The following is a 16840-nucleotide window of genomic DNA, read 5'->3' as shown; positions in this document are numbered from 1 at the left end:
TGTACAGCTCTCTACAAATACAACCCCGTAGCGTCCTCCGCGCCCTCCAGCCGCTCGGCGGCGACGGCGTGCAGATCGCGCTCGCGCATCAGTACGTAGGCCACCCCGCGGACCTCCACCTCGGCCCGGTCCTCCGGGTCGTAGAGCACCCGGTCGCCCGGCTCCACGGTCCGCACGTTCTGCCCGACCGCGACCACCTCGGCCCAGGCCAGCCGCTTGCCGACCGCCGCGGTCGCGGGGATGACGATACCGCCGGTGGACCGGCGCTCACCCTCCGGAATGTCGGTACGGACCAGCACACGGTCGTGCAGCATCCGGATGGGCAGCTTGTCATGGGACGTGTTCGCACTCACGGTCATGACCGTACCCGCCCGAACGGCCTATCGGCGCCGCAGGTCGGCAGGAATGCCCTAGATGTGCTGTCCGGAGAGGTTGGTGATGCGGCTGGCTGGGGTGCGGCCGCTGATTCCGGTGTGGGGTCGGTGGTAGTTGTACCAGTCCAGCCAGTCGGGAAACGCTGCCTGCCGTTCGCCTTCTGAGGTGTAGGGCCGCTGGTAGGCCCACTCGTCCAGCAGGGTGCGGTGGAAGCGTTCGACCTTGCCGTTGGTCTGGGGCCGCCAGGGGCGGGTCCAGCGTGGGCGGATACCCAGCTCACGGCAGGTGTGGTGCCAGGTGTTCTTGCTGTAGGCCCAGGCGTTATCGGTCAGCACCCGCTCGACGGTCACGCCGCGTGCGGCGAACCAGGCGGCAGCTCGACGCAGGAAGTCCGCACAGGTGGCCGCCTGCTCGTCGGGCAGGTGCTCGGTGTAGGCAAGGCGGGAGTGGTCATCCAGCGCGGTGTGCAGGAAGGCATGGCCGGTCCCGTTCCTGTTCTTGCGGCCGGCTGCCCGGCCCAGGGCTTTGTGGCCGCCGCCGTCGGGGATGCGGCCGAGTTTCTTGACGTCGATGTGGACCAACTCGCCGGGGCGGGAGCGTTCGTACCGGCGGACGGGTTCGCCGGTGGCCCGGTCCAGCGTGGCCAGTGGTGGCAGGCCGTGGCGTTGAAGAATGCGGTGAGCAGTAGAGGCGGCGACGCCGGCACGGGCCGCCAGTCGCAGCGGACCGATCTGGTGTTCACGGCGCATCCGCAGCACCCGCTCCTCCACCAAGGCGGGCGTCCGGCGTGGTGAGTGGTGGGGGCGGCTGGAGCGGTCGTGCAGACCCGCTGCCCCGTGGCGGCGGTAGCGCCCGGCCCAGCGAGCGGCGGTGGTGTGGCTGACCTGGAACCGTTCGGCCGCCCGCCGCAGCGGCCAGCCGTCGTCGACGACGCACCGGGCCAGACGCAGCCTGCCGGTCGGGGTCAGCGGGGCGTTACGGTGGATCAACGAGGGCCTCCTGGGCATTGGTGCAGATGTCGCAATCCACACCGAAACCAGAGGCCCTCGCCTCGTTCAAGCACCCCTCACGGCGCGTCGCCCGTCACCAACGTGCCGGGACAGCACACCTAGAACCCTTCCGGCTGCCCTTACCGACGCCGCTTGCAGCCCTTGCGGCCGCCACTGCGGCCACCGCCGCGGACCGACGACACCGTCAGCAGCCCGACCAGCCCCACCACGACGAGCGCGACCGGCACGATCCGCTCCATCCGCGGCGCGCCATCCTCGGTGACCAACTGGCCGCGCACATTGGTGACCACCCGGTTCGCGGACACATACGCCCGCCCCGCCGTCCGGTCCACGGCCGAGGCCGCCTTCGCCTTGGCATCACCCATGATCGTCTTCGGATGCACCCGCACCCCGATCTCGTCGAGCGTCACGGCGAGCTCCTGCCGCCGCCGGGCGATGTCCGCCTCGATCTGCGCAGGGGTCCTGGCATCCGACACCGCGCTGCCTCCGTCGTCGTCTCGATGATCCGTGATGGACAGTCTGTCAGCTTCCCCCCTCCCCCGCCCCACGGCACCCCCGACGAGGATGCTGGCTAATGTCGTCACGTAACGCCTGCCGTTACGGAACACCCGAAGCCACGAGGAGCACCCGACCATGAGCGAGCGACTTCAGCCCGGCGACACCGCCCCCGCCTTCACCCTCCCCGACGCGGACGGCAAGCAGGTCTCGCTCGCCGACCACGCGGGCCGCAAGGTCATCGTCTACTTCTACCCCGCCGCCCTCACCCCCGGCTGCACCAAGCAGGCCTGCGACTTCACCGACCAGCTCGATTTCCTCACCGGCCACGGCTACGACGTCATCGGCATCTCCCCCGACAAGCCGGAGAAGCTCGCCAAGTTCCGCGACCAGGAATCCCTCAAGGTCACCCTGCTCGCCGACCCCGCCAAGGAGACCCTGGAGGCCTACGGCGCCTTCGGCGAGAAGAAGCTCTACGGCAAGACGGTCACCGGCGTCATCCGCTCCACCGTCATCATCGACGAACAGGGCAAGGTCGAGCGCGCCCTCTACAACGTCAAGGCCACCGGCCACGTAGCCAAGATCATCAAAGACCTGAGCCTCTGACCACCGCCGGGCGCACCAACTGCGCAGCAGGTCAGAGAGCCTCAAGGCCCCTCGTTCATTCGAACGGGGGGCTTTCCCCGCGTCTGGATGCCACATGGATGCCGCATCCCCAGATGACCACGACGGTGAGTGCCCGCCCGCTCATTGCACCGCGGCGCGCGCCGCGCGCCGGACAGCGTCGTGCAGGCGCTCACCGTCCGGGCATCGCTGGCTGGTACGGCAGTCGGAACAGACCTCGGCGTGGTCGAGGAACCAGCTCCAGGGCGTCCGGGGTATGGCGGGCTCCCGGCGGGCCTTCGTCCAGAAGCGCTTCACGGCTGCCGCCTGACGGGATCGCGTCGGGCGAGGAGGCTGCCGTCGAACGGGTCCCGCTGCTTCGGAAAAGTGGGAGCGCAGCCGGGGCAGGCGTAGGCCGTCCCCCCACCAGCGCTCGCGCCATACCCAATCGCGACGACGACCGGTTCCCTGGTGGGCATTTGGCAACGAGCGCAAACCTGGGGCATCACCAGGCCGTCGCCCCCTCGACAGGCTCAGCGGCAATCGCCCGCACCAGGGCCTCGCGGAGCCGTCCGGGGTCGGTCAGATACCGGTCGGGACCTACAGGCAAGCGCCAGTGCAGACGCGGCCCACCCCTCCAATGCGCGGGCGGCACGCCGACGTACGCAACCTCGGCGCCCTGCGCGCCCAGGGCATGGATCCCCGCCTGGAGGCGTGGCCAGTCCTGGGCATGCCCCGCCGGGATGAGCCAGTACATCAATCCGTAGTCGGCGATGACGGCGCCGGACGCGTCGCCGAGTAGCTCCAGCGCCCGTTCGCCGATCTCAGCGGGGGCGCGCAGGACGTCCCAGTGAGGGCCGACCTTGACCATCTCGACTTCGCTGCCACGCGGCGGCGTCCACGGAACGGTTCTGGTCGTCATGTCGCTACACCCGGAGAGATGCTGTTATCGGCGAGGCCGCGATAGCTGGATGTGTCCATGCATCGATGTCACCGCACCGGCAGGTGCAGCGGGATCTGACAACCTATGACACGGAGTGGATCATGACTCGGGCTGTGACCATCACCGGTACCCGGTCCACAGGGCATCACGGCCTCAAGAGCTACGCCGAGCTGTTCGCCCACTACCTGGCCCCGTTCGCTGGCGAGGAGACGCGCTTCTATATCGGCGGCGCCAAGGGAATCGACAGCCTGTCCCTGCTCTGGCTGGCCGGGAACACCCACGCACAGATCACCATCGTCGTCCCCGGCACCATCCATCAGCAGCCTCCTGAGGCACAGCAGGCCATCACCCGCAGCCGCGACCGCATCACCGACGTTGTCGAGCTGCATGCGGCAGAGCTGGGCAGCCCGGCCTACCACGCCCGGAACCGGTGGATGGTCGATCACTCCGACATGGTGATCGGGTTCCCCCTCATAGGGCCTCAGGGGACGGCGGGTACGTGGCAGACCCTCAACTACGGTGCCGAACAGGGGAAACCACACCTGATCGTGCCCGTGTGACCTGGATCACCGGCATGATGAGGGCATGAGCACGTGCGAAACCCTCCTCGGTGCTGCTGCCCTCAAGTCCCTCCGAAAAGCGCGAGGCTGGTCCCTGGCCGACACCGCGCGGGCGCTCACCGAGACGGCCCGCCGCCTCGGCCAGCCCCTCGCCCCATCCGTCCCGAGCGTGCAGCGATCCGTCGCCCGGTGGGAGAGCACCACAAACCCCATCCGACCCAGCGACCGGTACCAACTCCTGCTCGCGCACCTCTACGCCCGAGGCACCGACGGCCACCTCTCCCTCGGGCCTGGCAGCGACTTCACCGAACTGCTCGATGCCCTGGCGCACCTGGGCGAGGCAGAAGCCCAACTCCACGAACTACGCACCCTCCTGGTCCGCACGGCAACCGACAACGGGACCGGCCTCCTCGCCCTGCTGGGGCCCGCCACCCAGGCGTCCATGGCGGCCGCGCTCGCCGATCCGACTCTCGCCGATGACGCCCTCCTCGACGGCCTGCGGACGGCAGTCGAAGACATCAACGCACACGTAGGATCCCTCCCCTTCGCCCGACTGCAACTCCTGCTTGCCCCCGTAACCGAGTCCTGCCGACGACTCCTGGCCGGCGGCCCGCCCGAGCCACTGCTGCCCGGATTACGCACGGTCGCCACTCAGGCATACACCCTCGCCGGACGGTTGGCCTTCGAGACCCGCGACGACCAGGCATCCCGCGCTCTGTACACGGCCGCAACACACACGGCAGGACAGCTCGACACCACGTGGCACCGAGCCATCGTCCACATGAGCCACGCCCTCGTCACCCTGTACTCAACCCCCGACATCGACACGGCTCGTCGGCTGGTCGATGCCGCGGTACGCGATGCCCGCACGGGCGACAGCACCCGCGTACGCGCCCGAGCCCACGCGCTCCAAGCCGAGATCGCCGCCCGCTCGAACGCCGAACGGCACGCCCAGACCGCGCTCGCGCTCGCCTGGTACGACGTCGAACGCAACGCCGACGGCGACCCGGTGCCCACAAGCTTCAGCGCGGATCACCTGCGCGGCTTCGAGGGCCTGTGCGAGCTGTACGTAGGAGACGCGGCGACCGCCCACAACGTCTTCGCCAGCAGCGCAAAGGCCCTGCGAGGACCACGTGAGCGCGTACAACGGACCATCGTCACCACCGATCAGGCCCTGGCCTGCATCCGCCTCAACGCCCCAGAAACAGCCGTGACCCTCCTCCAAGACTGCATCACCACCACAGCCACCACCGGCGGACGCGTGCCCGCGCTTCGCCTACGCCAGGCACGCAAAGCCCTGCGCCCCTGGCGCCACGAAAAGTTCGTCGCGGACATGGACGACCACCTCATCGACATACTCGGCAGCTGACGCAACGAGATACGCCTCAGCCGACAGTGACCGGCACGGGCACCTCGGAGCGAGTGGTGGCAGACCACCCTGCGCAAGGTGTCGGATCCCAGCTGATGGTTGACGTTCTGGTCTCAGGTGATGCTTGACGGTGGGCCTAGACAACATAGGGAGCCCTATGGGGCTTGTTCGCTTTCACGTTACGGACCGGGACGTCGGTCGTGCGCCGGATGACCCGGATCTGACTGTCCAGCTCAACGGTGATCGTTGTGTCCGACACGTGCACGGTCACGGTCTGGCCTGCGCTCCTGTCTCCGCCCCGCTCCGGCCCGACCGCCCGGCCGCGCGCCAGCAGCAAGCACCTTGGCCGAGGAGAAGAGGTGCGTCGTGGCTGGGGGTCGGCTCCACGGCTTTAGGCACCTCCCCGGTCCGGGTCCCGCGTCGGGCAAGGCCAGGGGGCCACTCGTGCTAATTCCGGGCAGGTCCAAAGCCTGCCCGAGTTGCCAACTAGCCTACGGCCCCCTGACCATGCCCGACCCCAAACCGGGCAGGCCACCGCCCAAACCCGCTCCACCGACTACGTGGGCACCGTTGCCAAGCTCCGTGCCTCTGTCCAAACTCGGGGTGGATGCCAGGTACTGACCGCTAGCCTGAGAGAGACCGCAAGGGGGTGGGTGTGCCAGAAACAGTCGCGGCAGTCACGGGCGCACTTTTCGGGATGTTCGGCGCCGTAATCGGAAGTATTTTTGCCATCAGGGCGTCGAAACGGGCAACACAGCAAAGCGTAGACGCGACTAGAGCCTTCGAAGTCGCACTTGAGCTACGCCAAATACAAGAACGCACTCACCATGAAGAAACAAGGTTTTATACCTGGCTTCCTGAATTGATCGAACGCATCCCTGAAGAAGTGATGATGCGAGTCAGCCGGGAACTGACCAACCGGGACCCTGACGTCACCAACATCACTGCCGAGGCTTTTCACATACACCAAGTAGACACGAGCTCCGAGAGAGCGAGACTGACACAAGAAATAGCACACTCGCTCCGAACGCCGTTGGCTCAAATCGAAGCCGCGGCCCTGTCTATCGATCCACAAGGCCGCACCGAATACGAGTCAGCCGCCATTCAACGCATCCGAGGGGGCGTCGAAATATGCAAGTCCTTCATTAGTGCATACAGGAACTACGGACGAGTCCAAGAAAAGGTTGGCAATTCATCCAGCGACTCCAACTTGGACATACTTAAATCGGCTATTGAGCTCTATCGCGATGCGTCCAACAAAACACTGAGCGCGGAGTTTCGCGGCATACCAGACAGCCTCGACGGATATTCAAATGACTTCATTATCGCGACCCTCCTTCCACTCCTAGAGAATGCGGTTGAAGCATCTCCCGAAGGTGGCATGATATCTATCGTTTTCACACAAGTGCAAAATGTCGCCACCTTCGCCGTGACCAATACTTTTGCCGGAAGTGCACCGACTCCTAGCATCTTTAACAGAGGGTATACGACAAAGAATGACCATCAGGGAATGGGTCTTTCGGTAAGCAAAGGGCTGGTTGAGGGGTTCGCAGGCGGAGAACTAAAAATGAATATTGAAAATGAGATGATCAGATTCACGGTTTCACTCCCGTCTTCGAGGTAAGCAATGTACACAGTCCTGGTGGTAGATGACTCGCTCAGCATGGCAGAGCAGCTTGCCGACTTAATCCAGCTCCAGACCGGTCTACCAGCTCTGGCCTGCAGCAGACCCGAAGCGGCCATATCAGCCGTCCAAGAACACCCCATCAAGGTTGCTCTACTAGACCAAAGAATGCCAGTAAAAAGCGGAACTGACCTATACCGGGAAATTCGCGAAATAAGTCCCGAAGTGAAAGCCGTGATGGTCACCGGTGAAGCCAATTCAAGTGAGGTGGGCCAAGCCCTGAGTCTTGGGTTTTCGGACTACCTAGCCAAAGGTGAGGTGTCTCGACTCTGCGAAATCGTTCTCAAGTGGTACTTTCAATACGAGGTTGACCAAGCAAGCGAGTTGCAAATCAACACCCTCGAACCTCTATTCACAGGGAAAAAGAGGTTCTTGCTGGCCGGCAATCAAGTCCGCTACTACCTAGCCGCGATACAGGTTATCGATAGTGCATACATAGTCCCAGAATCCTGGAGTACGATTCAACAAATCAACGCCGGACAAGAGAAAAAGTTCACGTTTAGTGCATCCGTCAAGGATACTTTCATCGTGGAAAGTTCTCTGCAATACAACGTCAAAGGCACCCTATCCAGCGAGGTCACAAAAAAGCCCAAGCTCGGCGCGCGGATCGAGTCTGCAGTCACGCGGACCGTAAAGAAGTCTCGAACATCTGAAATCACGACAACTGATTCAATTGAAGAAACCTATAGACTTCCAGAGGAATCCTCAGATCCAGCCGAGAATTACGTCAAATCTCGACACATCGAAAGCGCTCCCGTATACAAAAGAGTACGACTCTCCATTGTGAAATCGTGTAGCTGTTGCCGAGCAGATACCGTAATGCCTCTAATCGTGCTGATGTTTGACGATGCCTACGCCACCAGGCAGACGGACTATTATCGCGATGGGACTTCTGACACCATCGATACGGGTCAGATTCGGTTGCCCAGATGATCAACCCTTCGCAAGTGCTGCGATCCCGACATCGCCGTACGCAACGTCCCCTTCCAACGGACGGCGCTTGCGTTCCTCACACTTGCCGCAAGCGTCGGAGTCATGCGTGAGTGGCTGCGGCCGCCGTGCCAGATGCGCGCCAGAACGAGCGGTGAACCACGCTGGGTTTCGTGCATGAGCCCCGACTCTTAGAGTTACTTTCCCAAACGTGTTCTGGGGGGGATGGAATGGACCCGATCGTCTTAGCAGCAGGAGGCGCGCTGGTCAGCGCGATGGCCACGGACGGGTGGCAGCATGCCCGTGCTGCCGTGGTGGCCTGGTTCCGTCAGCTCAACCCGGACCAGGTCGACAGTATCTACGCTGACCTGGAAGTATTGCGTGATCAGGTGGCAGCTGCCCGTGCCGAGGCAGACCAAACAGCCGAACAGACGCTGGTGCGCGCTTGGCGCTCGCGATTGCAGCAGCTCCTCGACGGCGATCCTGAGCTGGCGGCTGAGCTGCGGCAGTTGCTGGAAGAACACGTCAACCCGGGCCCGTCTCAGAAGGAGCAAGCCCAGGCCCGTTCCGTCGTCATGCGAGCAGAAGCCCGCGACAACTCGCGAGTCTACATGGCTGGGCGCGACCAGCATATCGCTGAGGGCTCGTGAACACTCCCGAGCACGACAATGACCGCGCCCCGGCGTATATCGAGGTACACGCCCACGACCAGTCTCAGGTGTATGTGGCCAACCGCGATCTGCACCAGACGATCGGCTCGGTACCGGCACCTGTAACCACGCTGCGCACTCTGCCGCGGAAGCTCGCCAACTTCACCGGCCGAGCTAGTGAACTGCACCGGCTTCTACAAGACACCGGCCCACATCCCGGCCAAACGGTAGCAATCCACACTATCAGCGGAATGCCCGGCGTTGGAAAAACTGCGCTCGTCACACAGGCTGCCCACCTGCTCGCCAACCGCTACCCAGACGGGCAGCTATTCGTACGATTGAACACCCACACCCCTGGCCAGCGTCGCGCTGACCCCGCCGACGTCCTTGCCACCCTCCTGACAAGCAGCGGCATTGCCCCACAGCACCTCCCTGACGGACTCGATGCACGCGCCGCACTATGGCGTAACTATCTAGCCACCCGGCGCATTTTGCTTGTACTGGATGACGCGGACGCCCCCGCCCAAGTCGAGCCGCTGTTGCCTGCCAACGAAAAGTGTCTAGTCCTAGTCACCAGCCGCAAACGTCTACTCGGCCTAGACGGCACTGTCCCTCTACCGCTGGACTGTCTGCAACCCGACCAAGCGGCGTTACTTTTCGGCCGCCTGGCCAACCGCAATCCCACTGCCTTGGAGGGCAAGGCGATCGCTAACGTGGTCCAACTGTGCGGCTACCTACCCTTAGCTATCGCGCTGCTCGCTGCCCAACTCGCCCACCACCCTCTTTGGGATATCAATACGTTTGCCAACAACTTCGCTACTGCCCAGGACCGGCTTGGTGAACTCGAGGCCAGCGATCGGGCCGTAGCTGCCGCCTTCCACCTGTCCTACAACACGCTGGCCCCATACCAGAAAAACTTCTTCCGCCGCCTTGGCCTACACCCCGGTCCTGAAATTGACGCCTATGCCACCGCCGCCCTCGCAGACATCTCACTTGGCCTAGCCCGCAGTCGACTGAACGCCCTCTACAGAGATCATCTCATCGATGAATCCACCGCCGGCCGCTACCGCCTCCACGACCTTCTTCACGCCTACGCCCACGACCTCGCCGCGCAAGACCCGGCCAGGGACCGCAGACTCGCCACCGACCGTTTGCTGACTTACTACCAACGCACCGCCGAAGCTGCTGACCGCCACCTCGCCGACACCGCCCGCCCAGGCCCCCCACCTCCTACCCCAACCGGCCTCACCGTGCCCTGCCTGGATACCCGGGAAGATGCTCTGCTCTGGATGCGCTCAGAACACCCGAACCTGCTTGCCTGCACCGAGCACGCGACCACACACGCGCAGCCCACTCGGGTGATCCGTCTCGTCGCTGCCATGGCCGCTTTCCTCCGCCGCGAAGGGCCCTGGCAACAGGCCATCGCTTTGCATGAGACCGCTATTAGCGCATCAAACGAGTGCGGTGCGCACCTTAGTCGGGCCAACGCTATGTGGGATTTAGGTCGCGTACAGTACTTGGTCGGGGCATACGATGCGGCGGCCAAACTACTAGACGACTCACATAACCAATACAGCGCGCTCTGCAGCCGTCTCGGTGAAGCCAACACCCTATGGGATCTCGGACTCCTGCATCGCTTGACCGGGAATTACAACCTGGCGATCAACCTACTAGAAAAGGCACGAGCCCAATATCAATTAATTGGCGACCGAATCGGTGAGGCAAATTCCATGCGCGACCTGGGTCGCACCCAGTGCATGGTCGGGAAATACGATTCAGCCATCGCCATCATGGAGAAGGCCCTCGCCCTCTATCAGGCTGGTGGCGACCAGTTCGGCGCGGCCAACACTCTACGGGGCCTCGGCCGCGCACGATATTCAATTGGCGAATACGAGAGGGCAATCAGGCTACTCGAGAAGGCTCGATCTATCTACAACGATCTCGACAACCCCTTTGGCGAGGCCAACGCCTTAAGAGGCATGGGGTTAGTGCAACGTGAGGCGAGAAATTACGAGACAGCAATCGACCTGGCGGAGCAAGCGCGAGACTTGTATCAATCGCTCAGCAATCAACTCGGCGAAGCAAACACCCTCCAGGATTTGGGTCGGGCACAATATTTGATCGGCGATGCTGACGTGGCAGTAACTCTAATGCAGCAGGCGTTGGGCCTGTACGAAATCCTGGGAAACCAACTGGGCAAAGCAGAGGTTCTAAATGGGTTGGGGAAAATACTATGTGAATCGTCCCATCCTCAGAAGGGGCTCGCTCTACACCGGGAAGCTCTCCAACTCGCACGCAAGCTCGCCCACCCCTTAGAGGAAGCACGCGCACTTGAAGGCGCAGCTCGCTGCGCGGCACACACTGGATCGAGACAAACAGCTCTCGTCGATGTTCAAGGTGCAGTGGAAATCTACAAGCGAATCAGTGCAGCCGAAGCATCAGCCGCCATGGCATTTCACGAGGCCCTACAGGTCGGTGTCTCGTGACGTAGGGCAGGTGTGCCCGATGCGTGCCCGATGGGGCGGTGAGCCACGGTCAACCAGAGTACCAGCGCGCCCCTGCCGGACCCCGGTCCGTTGCCTGTCCCTGCAGGTCACTGGTGGTGCCTGGTCCACTAGACCCGGTGATTCCCAAGCTCAGGCTCTCCGGCCACCGGGTACGCGGTGGCCGTCTGACGCGTGGTTCTGTAGCTTGCCCCCATGACCGACAACCGAAGGGGCAATGCCGCGTAGGCGCCCGTCAGCCCTGCGGGGCGACCTCCCTATCCGCCCCTGGAAGCGGCGACGGTACCCGTTCATTGATCGCCTTTCAGGATCTTGCACAGCTGACCTGCGTCGCCTAGAGCGGACCCGCTTCTGGCCCGAAGCCACAGAAGAAGCCTTCTGGCACTGGCAGGCTTATGCCCATGGCCCCCTCAGACAACTTGTAGACCCCCTCACAGGTCCCGACTGCAGCATCCCTGAGTGCGGGTGTTACGGCGCCGGCTTCCGTGAGCACCTCGAAGCCGTGCTTCACGCGCTGCCCAGGAAGAGCGCGCGTGAGTTGCGTACCCTCGTGTGGGCCCTCGACGGGAAGATTCTCGCAAGGGCCAAGGTCATCCCGGCTGACAGCCTGGACGTTCCATGGTGGCAAGGTCAGCTCTAGGACCATGGGCGGCCGTCTCAGTTTCCGTCTCATTCAGCCCCATGCACGGCCGTTCAGTCGAGACTCCCAGCCGACTCCATGTCGACAGCCAGCCGCCCATGAACGCAGGTGAACGCCCCCGTACACACCCCACGCCCCCACCACCACAGTTGGAAAGCGTGTTGGGGGCAACCCCTCACGAGCTCGAATCTCGCATCCTCCGCCAGTGCCTTCACCGGGCACGATGTCGAAGGGCCCCACCGCACGCGGTGGGGCCCTTCGGTGTTCTCCCTCTCACGTTGCCTCTCGGCTGGGGTCTGCGGAGCCTGACGGTGTGTCGCGGCGAGCCATAACCGTCCCCGCGAACGAGTCGCGCTGTTGCGGGAAGGTAGGCACGCAGTCGGGGTAGGCGTAGACCGTGCCGCCGCCGGCGCTCGCGCCGTACCCGATCGCACCACGACCGGCTGTCTGGTGGTCGTTTGGCAACGGGCACAGACCTGAACGCTCACCGGGCCGTCGCCCCCTCGGCAGATTCAGCGGCAGACGCCCGCACCAGAAGCTCGCGGAGCCGTCCGGGGTCAGTCAGGTGCCGGTCAGGGCCACGGGCGCGCGCCAGTGCAGACGTGGACCGCCCCTCCAGTGGGCAGCCGGGGCGGGCGAACTCCGTCTTCGCGGTCCCGCGCCCTGGGGTGCGTGCGTAACCGCTGGGCGAGTGATTCGTTACTCAGTGCGATGGTGTGACACGTGGTCGCGCCATGCAGGGGGGAACATGCGAGCCGAATACACGCGCGAGGCGCTTGCCGACGCAGTCGCACGCTCATCTAGCTGGGCCGGCCTCATGCGCGCGCTGGGGGTCAAGGCCAGCGGAGGAAGGCGTCGTACGCTCCAGGGACTCGTCGCAGCGCACGGCATCGACACCAGCCACTTCAAGCAGCGCAGTCCGTGGCGCAGGTACTCCGACACGGCGATCGCCGAGGCCGTCGCGACATCGACCACGCTGCGCGAGGTGGTCGACAAGCTGGGTGCGCGTCCCGCGACGGGGACGTTGTCCCATATCCGGCGGCGTATCGCGGCCGCCGGGATCGACGTGGATCACATCCCCGGTCTGCACCGGGCGCGCGTCGATCTGCCCTTCAGCCCTGAGCAGCTGAGGGGCGCGGCCGCTTCCGGGAACAGCTTCCGGGCCGTGGCGCGCCTCCTCGGGGTCTCCGACGACGGCAGGTCGCGGGCTGCCCTGCGGCGCATGCTGCACGAGCAGGGGATAGACACCTCGCACTTCTCCCACGCTCGCCTCACCATCCCCGAGGGACCGCTTCGGGCGGCCGTCGCGGACAGCACGAGCTATGCCGAGGTGATGCGCGCTCTGGCCCTGCCGGTCAACGACGCCAACCACCGTCGTGTGCACCGTCAGACGGTCCGTTTGGGCCTCGACACCACGCACTTCAAGCGGCGCACACGGCGGGCGATCCAACGGACGAATTCCAGGTCCACAGCCGACAGGGTGCTCCGGGTCCGCCCTGAGGGCTCTCCTCGCATCAACCACACGCGGCTCCGCGCGGCCCTGGATGAGATCGGTGTCCCGTACGAGTGCACGCGCTGCGGTAATACAGGCGAGTGGCAGGGGGCGGCGATGACGCTGCAGATCGACCACGTGAACGGCGACTGGCTCGACAACCGCCCCGAAAACCTGCGGTACCTGTGCCCGAACTGCCACGCGATCACCGACACGTGGTGCCGGAACCGTAAGAGCGTCCAGAAGAGCCGAGCTGGCACTGCAGCGTAGCCGCGTGCTGCAATATCCTCGCAGAGGCCATGCCGGTAGCATGGCACTGCGACTGCGGCCGTGGCGTAATTGGGCAGCCGCGCGGCGTTTAGGTCGCCGTGGGAGAAATCCCGTGTGGGTTCGAGTCCCACCGGCCGCACAACGCGAGGGGCGCCTCACCAACCCAGTGAGGCGCCCCTCCGCTTGTTACCCCAGCAGCTCCCGGACCACCGGGGCCATCGCGCGGAAGGCCTGGCCTCGGTGGCTGATGGCGTTCTTTTCGTCGGGGGTGAGTTCGGCGCAGGTGCGGGTGTCGCCGTGGGGCTGGAGGATCGGGTCGTAGCCGAAACCGCCGCCGCCGGTGGGTTCGTGGCGGAGGGTGCCGGTGAGGCGGCCGGAGACGACGCGTTCGGTGCCGTCGGGGAGGGCGAGGGCCGCGGCGCATTCGAAGTGGGCGGTGCGGTGCTCGTCGGGGACGTCGCGGAGCTGGGCGAGCAGCAGGTCGAGGTTGGCTCGGTCGTCGCCGTGGCTGCCGGACCAGCGGGCGGAGAAGATGCCGGGGGCGCCGCCGAGGACGTCGACGCAGAGGCCCGAGTCGTCGGCGATGGCCGGGTGGCCGGTGGCCTGGGCGAGGGCGTGGGCCTTGAGGAGGGCGTTCTCGGCGAAGGAGACGCCGGTCTCCTTGACGTCCGGGACCTCCGGATAGGCGTCGGCGCCGACGAGTTCGACGTCGAGCCCGGCCTCGCCCAGGATCGAGCGCAGCTCGGTGATCTTGTAGGCGTTGCGGGTGGCCAGGATCAGGCGGCGGGGGTGTGCGCTGTCCGCCCCTGCGGTGTGCTGTGGCTGCATAGCTGTCGATTAGATCAGGGCTGGATCAGGGCGTGCAGACCTTGGTCAGTTCGCCGGTGGCGTCCTTGACCGGGGTCAGGTCGGGGTGCTTGCCGCTGTCGACGGAGGTCCGGACGTTGTCCACGGCCTTGGTGAGGTCGTCCAGGGCCTTGCTGACGTCCGTGTTGTCGGTGCGGTCGCCGACCTTGTCGATGTCCTTGTCGAGGGCGTCGAGGATCTTGTCGGCCTCGGTGGGGTCGAGGGCGGCGCCGGTGACCGCGTCCTGGAGGGTGTCCACGTCGTTGGATATCTCGACCGCGAGGCGGCCGCAGTCGAGGGCCTTGTCCACGGCGTCACAGCCGACGGTGAGCGGCGCCAGGAAGGCGACGGCGGCGAGCGTGGTGGCGGCGGCATAACGGTGGCGGGCCTGGCGCGGCGTCATGGGTGGCTCTCCCCCCTAGGGTCGGACGCGGGCGCGCACGGGAATCGCGCGCGCCCGTCATCTGACTACACGCCAAGCGCCGCCCGCTGGTTGCCCGCCAGCTCGACACAGCCTCCGACGGCGAGGTCGAGCAGGCTGTTCAGCTCCTCGCGGGCGAAGGGCTCGCCCTCCGCGGTGCCCTGGACCTCGACGAAGCGGCCGTCGCCGGTGCAGACGACGTTCATGTCGGTTTCGGCGCGTACGTCTTCCTCGTAGCAGAGGTCGAGCAGCGGGACGCCGCCGACGATGCCGACGCTGACGGCCGAGACGGTGCCGGTGAGCGGCTGCCGGCCTGCCTTGATCAGCTTCTTGCCCTGGGCCCAGGTGATGGCGTCGGCGAGGGCCACGTAGGCGCCGGTGATGGCGGCGGTGCGGGTGCCGCCGTCGGCCTGGAGGACGTCGCAGTCGAGGACGACGGTGTTCTCGCCGAGCGCCTTGTAGTCGATGACGGCGCGCAGCGAGCGGCCGATGAGGCGGGAGATCTCGTGGGTGCGGCCGCCGATCTTGCCGCGGACGGACTCGCGGTCGCCGCGGGTGTTGGTGGCGCGCGGCAGCATCGCGTACTCGGCGGTGACCCAGCCCTCGCCACTGCCCTTGCGCCAGCGGGGAACGCCCTCGTTGACGCTCGCGGTGCACAGGACGCGGGTGTCGCCGAAGGAGACGAGGACGGAGCCCTCGGCGTGCTTGCTCCATCCGCGTTCGATGGTCACGGGGCGGAGCTGGTCGGGCGTACGGCCGTCGATACGAGACATGGGATGAGCCTATCGGCAACACCGGGGGCCCCGGTCCGGTGAGGAGCGGGGCCGGGCGGCCGCGGGGACGTCACATGAGGTCTTCGATCTCGGCGGCGATGGGGTCCGCGTCGGTGCCGATGACGACCTGGATCGCGCTGCCCATCTTCACCACGCCATGGGCGCCGGTGGCCTTCAGGGCGGCCTCGTCGACCAGGGAGGGGTCCTTGACCTCGGTGCGGAGACGGGTGATGCAGCCCTCGACCTCGACGATGTTGTCGATGCCGCCGAGCCCCGCGACGATCTTCTCAGCCTTACTGGCCATGTCCACTCCCTGTTGTCCTGAGCTGTCCTGTGTTGTCCTGTTGTCTCGGCCCTTCGGGATACCGGATGGGATACCGGATGAACGGCCTTCCTACGGTAACCACGCGGGCCCGGCAGCGCAGGATCGTCAGTGGTTCAGACCACATCGGAACGAACGATTCCTTTATCTGATCCTCACGTGCTACAACAGGTCTACACCACATGTGGTGTAGACCATATCGCGGGCCGTCCCCAGATCCCGAGCGCCCGCCTCACCAGGAGGAATCCGATGAGTACGGCCAACGCCTCGGCGGCGCCCGCCCAGAAGCGGGGCGCCGGTCTGATCAAGGGTATGCAGAAGATCGGACGCAGTCTCCAGCTGCCCGTCGCCGCCCTGCCCGCCGCGGGCATCCTGAGCCGACTGGGCCAGGACGACGTCTTCGGCAAGGCGGGGCTCGGCTGGAACAAACTCGCGGAGATCTTCGCCCACGCGGGCGGTGCGCTCTTCGACAACCTGGCCCTGCTGTTCTGCCTCGGCGTCGCTATCGGCTTCGCGAAGAAGTCGGACGGCACGACGGCGTTCGCGGCCCTGGTCGGCTTCCTCGTCTACAAGAACGTGCTGACCGGCTTCGTCAGCGATGTCACCGGCAAGCCGCAGGACCCGGGCGTGCTGGGCGGCATCGTGGTCGGCATAACCGCCGCCGTGCTGTGGGAGAAGTACCACCGCACCCGGCTGCCGGACTGGCTGGGCTTCTTCAGCGGCCGGCGCTTCATCCCGATCCTGATGTCCTTCGCGGGCGTGGTGTACGGCGTCGTCTTCGGCCTTCTGTGGGGGCCGATCGGTGATGGACTCAACAGCTTCTCCGAGTGGCTTTCGGCCAATGGTGCGATCGGTTCCGGCATCTTCGGTGTCGTGAACCGGCTGCTGATCCCCGTCGGCATGCACATGCTGCTGAACTCGTTCGCCTGGTTCCAGTTCGGCGACTTCTCCTC

Annotated in this window: 17 protein-coding genes and 1 tRNA gene; 10 read left to right on the top strand and 8 right to left on the bottom strand. The window is 65.2% G+C overall.

Annotation, left to right across the window (positions count from 1 at the left end):
• Window positions 1-11: 11 nt before the first annotated feature.
• From SSOG_RS27590 to SSOG_RS27580, 3 genes are all read right to left on the bottom strand, one after another.
• Complete coding sequence (locus SSOG_RS27590; protein ID WP_039941804.1) at window positions 12-353, bottom strand: GroES family chaperonin; 342 nt, start codon at window positions 351-353, stop codon at window positions 12-14.
• Window positions 354-410: 57 nt separating this feature from the next.
• Window positions 411-1364, bottom strand: coding sequence for an IS481 family transposase (locus SSOG_RS27585; protein ID WP_039938594.1), 954 nt, complete (start codon window positions 1362-1364; stop codon window positions 411-413).
• Window positions 1365-1504: 140 nt separating this feature from the next.
• Window positions 1505-1861, bottom strand: a complete 357-nt coding sequence (locus SSOG_RS27580; protein WP_009717546.1) for a DUF3618 domain-containing protein — start codon at window positions 1859-1861, stop codon at window positions 1505-1507.
• A 157-nt stretch (window positions 1862-2018) separates the two neighbouring features.
• Between SSOG_RS27580 and bcp the strand changes: the two genes are divergently transcribed.
• A complete protein-coding gene (gene bcp / locus SSOG_RS27575; protein WP_009717545.1) occupies window positions 2019-2486 on the top strand; it encodes a thioredoxin-dependent thiol peroxidase in 468 nt (155 codons plus the stop codon).
• A gap of 502 nt (window positions 2487-2988) precedes the next feature.
• On the opposite strand, the gene SSOG_RS27570 is transcribed toward bcp, so the two are convergent.
• Window positions 2989-3405: a hypothetical protein gene (locus SSOG_RS27570; RefSeq protein WP_050799986.1), complete on the bottom strand. Its 417-nt coding sequence runs from the start codon at window positions 3403-3405 to the stop codon at window positions 2989-2991.
• Between the two features lie 122 nt (window positions 3406-3527).
• On the opposite strand from SSOG_RS27570, the gene SSOG_RS27565 reads away from it, so the two are divergent.
• From SSOG_RS27565 to SSOG_RS27540, 8 genes are all read left to right on the top strand, one after another.
• Window positions 3528-3986 carry a hypothetical protein gene (locus tag SSOG_RS27565; RefSeq protein ID WP_039941802.1) on the top strand — a complete coding sequence of 153 codons (459 nt, stop codon included), beginning with the start codon at window positions 3528-3530 and terminating at the stop codon, window positions 3984-3986.
• 25 nt (window positions 3987-4011) lie between these two features.
• Window positions 4012-5355: an NsdA family TPR-like regulatory protein gene (locus SSOG_RS27560; RefSeq protein WP_009717542.1), complete on the top strand. Its 1344-nt coding sequence runs from the start codon at window positions 4012-4014 to the stop codon at window positions 5353-5355.
• A 655-nt stretch (window positions 5356-6010) separates the two neighbouring features.
• Complete coding sequence (locus tag SSOG_RS49010; RefSeq protein WP_154685988.1) at window positions 6011-6979, top strand: sensor histidine kinase; 969 nt, start codon at window positions 6011-6013, stop codon at window positions 6977-6979.
• Between the two features lie 3 nt (window positions 6980-6982).
• On the top strand, window positions 6983-7972 hold the full coding sequence (locus SSOG_RS49005) for a response regulator (RefSeq protein WP_078510414.1): 990 nt from the start codon (window positions 6983-6985) through the stop codon (window positions 7970-7972).
• A 227-nt stretch (window positions 7973-8199) separates the two neighbouring features.
• A complete protein-coding gene (locus SSOG_RS52580; RefSeq protein WP_009717540.1) occupies window positions 8200-8619 on the top strand; it encodes a hypothetical protein in 420 nt (139 codons plus the stop codon).
• Window positions 8616-11105, top strand: coding sequence for an ATP-binding protein (locus SSOG_RS49000; RefSeq protein ID WP_009717539.1), 2490 nt, complete (start codon window positions 8616-8618; stop codon window positions 11103-11105). The genes SSOG_RS52580 and SSOG_RS49000 overlap by 4 nt, the downstream gene beginning before the upstream one ends.
• A gap of 1406 nt (window positions 11106-12511) precedes the next feature.
• On the top strand, window positions 12512-13525 hold the full coding sequence (locus tag SSOG_RS51955) for an HNH endonuclease (protein WP_039938842.1): 1014 nt from the start codon (window positions 12512-12514) through the stop codon (window positions 13523-13525).
• A gap of 54 nt (window positions 13526-13579) precedes the next feature.
• A tRNA-Leu gene (locus tag SSOG_RS27540) sits at window positions 13580-13664 on the top strand.
• A 47-nt stretch (window positions 13665-13711) separates the two neighbouring features.
• Here SSOG_RS27540 and rdgB read toward each other — a convergent pair.
• The 4 genes from rdgB to SSOG_RS27520 all read right to left on the bottom strand — a co-directional run bounded on the left by rdgB (window position 13712) and on the right by SSOG_RS27520 (window position 15929).
• Complete coding sequence (rdgB, locus tag SSOG_RS27535) at window positions 13712-14353, bottom strand: RdgB/HAM1 family non-canonical purine NTP pyrophosphatase (RefSeq protein ID WP_009717537.1); 642 nt, start codon at window positions 14351-14353, stop codon at window positions 13712-13714.
• A gap of 25 nt (window positions 14354-14378) precedes the next feature.
• A complete protein-coding gene (locus SSOG_RS27530; RefSeq protein WP_009717536.1) occupies window positions 14379-14774 on the bottom strand; it encodes a hypothetical protein in 396 nt (131 codons plus the stop codon).
• 65 nt (window positions 14775-14839) lie between these two features.
• On the bottom strand, window positions 14840-15565 hold the full coding sequence (rph, locus tag SSOG_RS27525; protein WP_009717535.1) for a ribonuclease PH: 726 nt from the start codon (window positions 15563-15565) through the stop codon (window positions 14840-14842).
• A 70-nt stretch (window positions 15566-15635) separates the two neighbouring features.
• Window positions 15636-15929 carry a PTS sugar transporter subunit IIB gene (locus SSOG_RS27520; protein WP_078510412.1) on the bottom strand — a complete coding sequence of 98 codons (294 nt, stop codon included), beginning with the start codon at window positions 15927-15929 and terminating at the stop codon, window positions 15636-15638.
• Between the two features lie 207 nt (window positions 15930-16136).
• On the opposite strand from SSOG_RS27520, the gene SSOG_RS27515 reads away from it, so the two are divergent.
• Window positions 16137-16840: PTS transporter subunit EIIC (locus SSOG_RS27515; RefSeq protein ID WP_009717533.1), on the top strand; the 704-nt coding region annotated here is incomplete at its 3' end.

This window comes from Streptomyces himastatinicus ATCC 53653 (assembly GCF_000158915.1).
In the GTDB taxonomy this organism is placed as follows: Bacteria; Actinomycetota; Actinomycetes; order Streptomycetales; family Streptomycetaceae; genus Streptomyces; species Streptomyces himastatinicus.
Note: the sequence above shows the minus strand (reverse complement) of the source record. Positions and strands in the feature narration are given on the sequence as shown.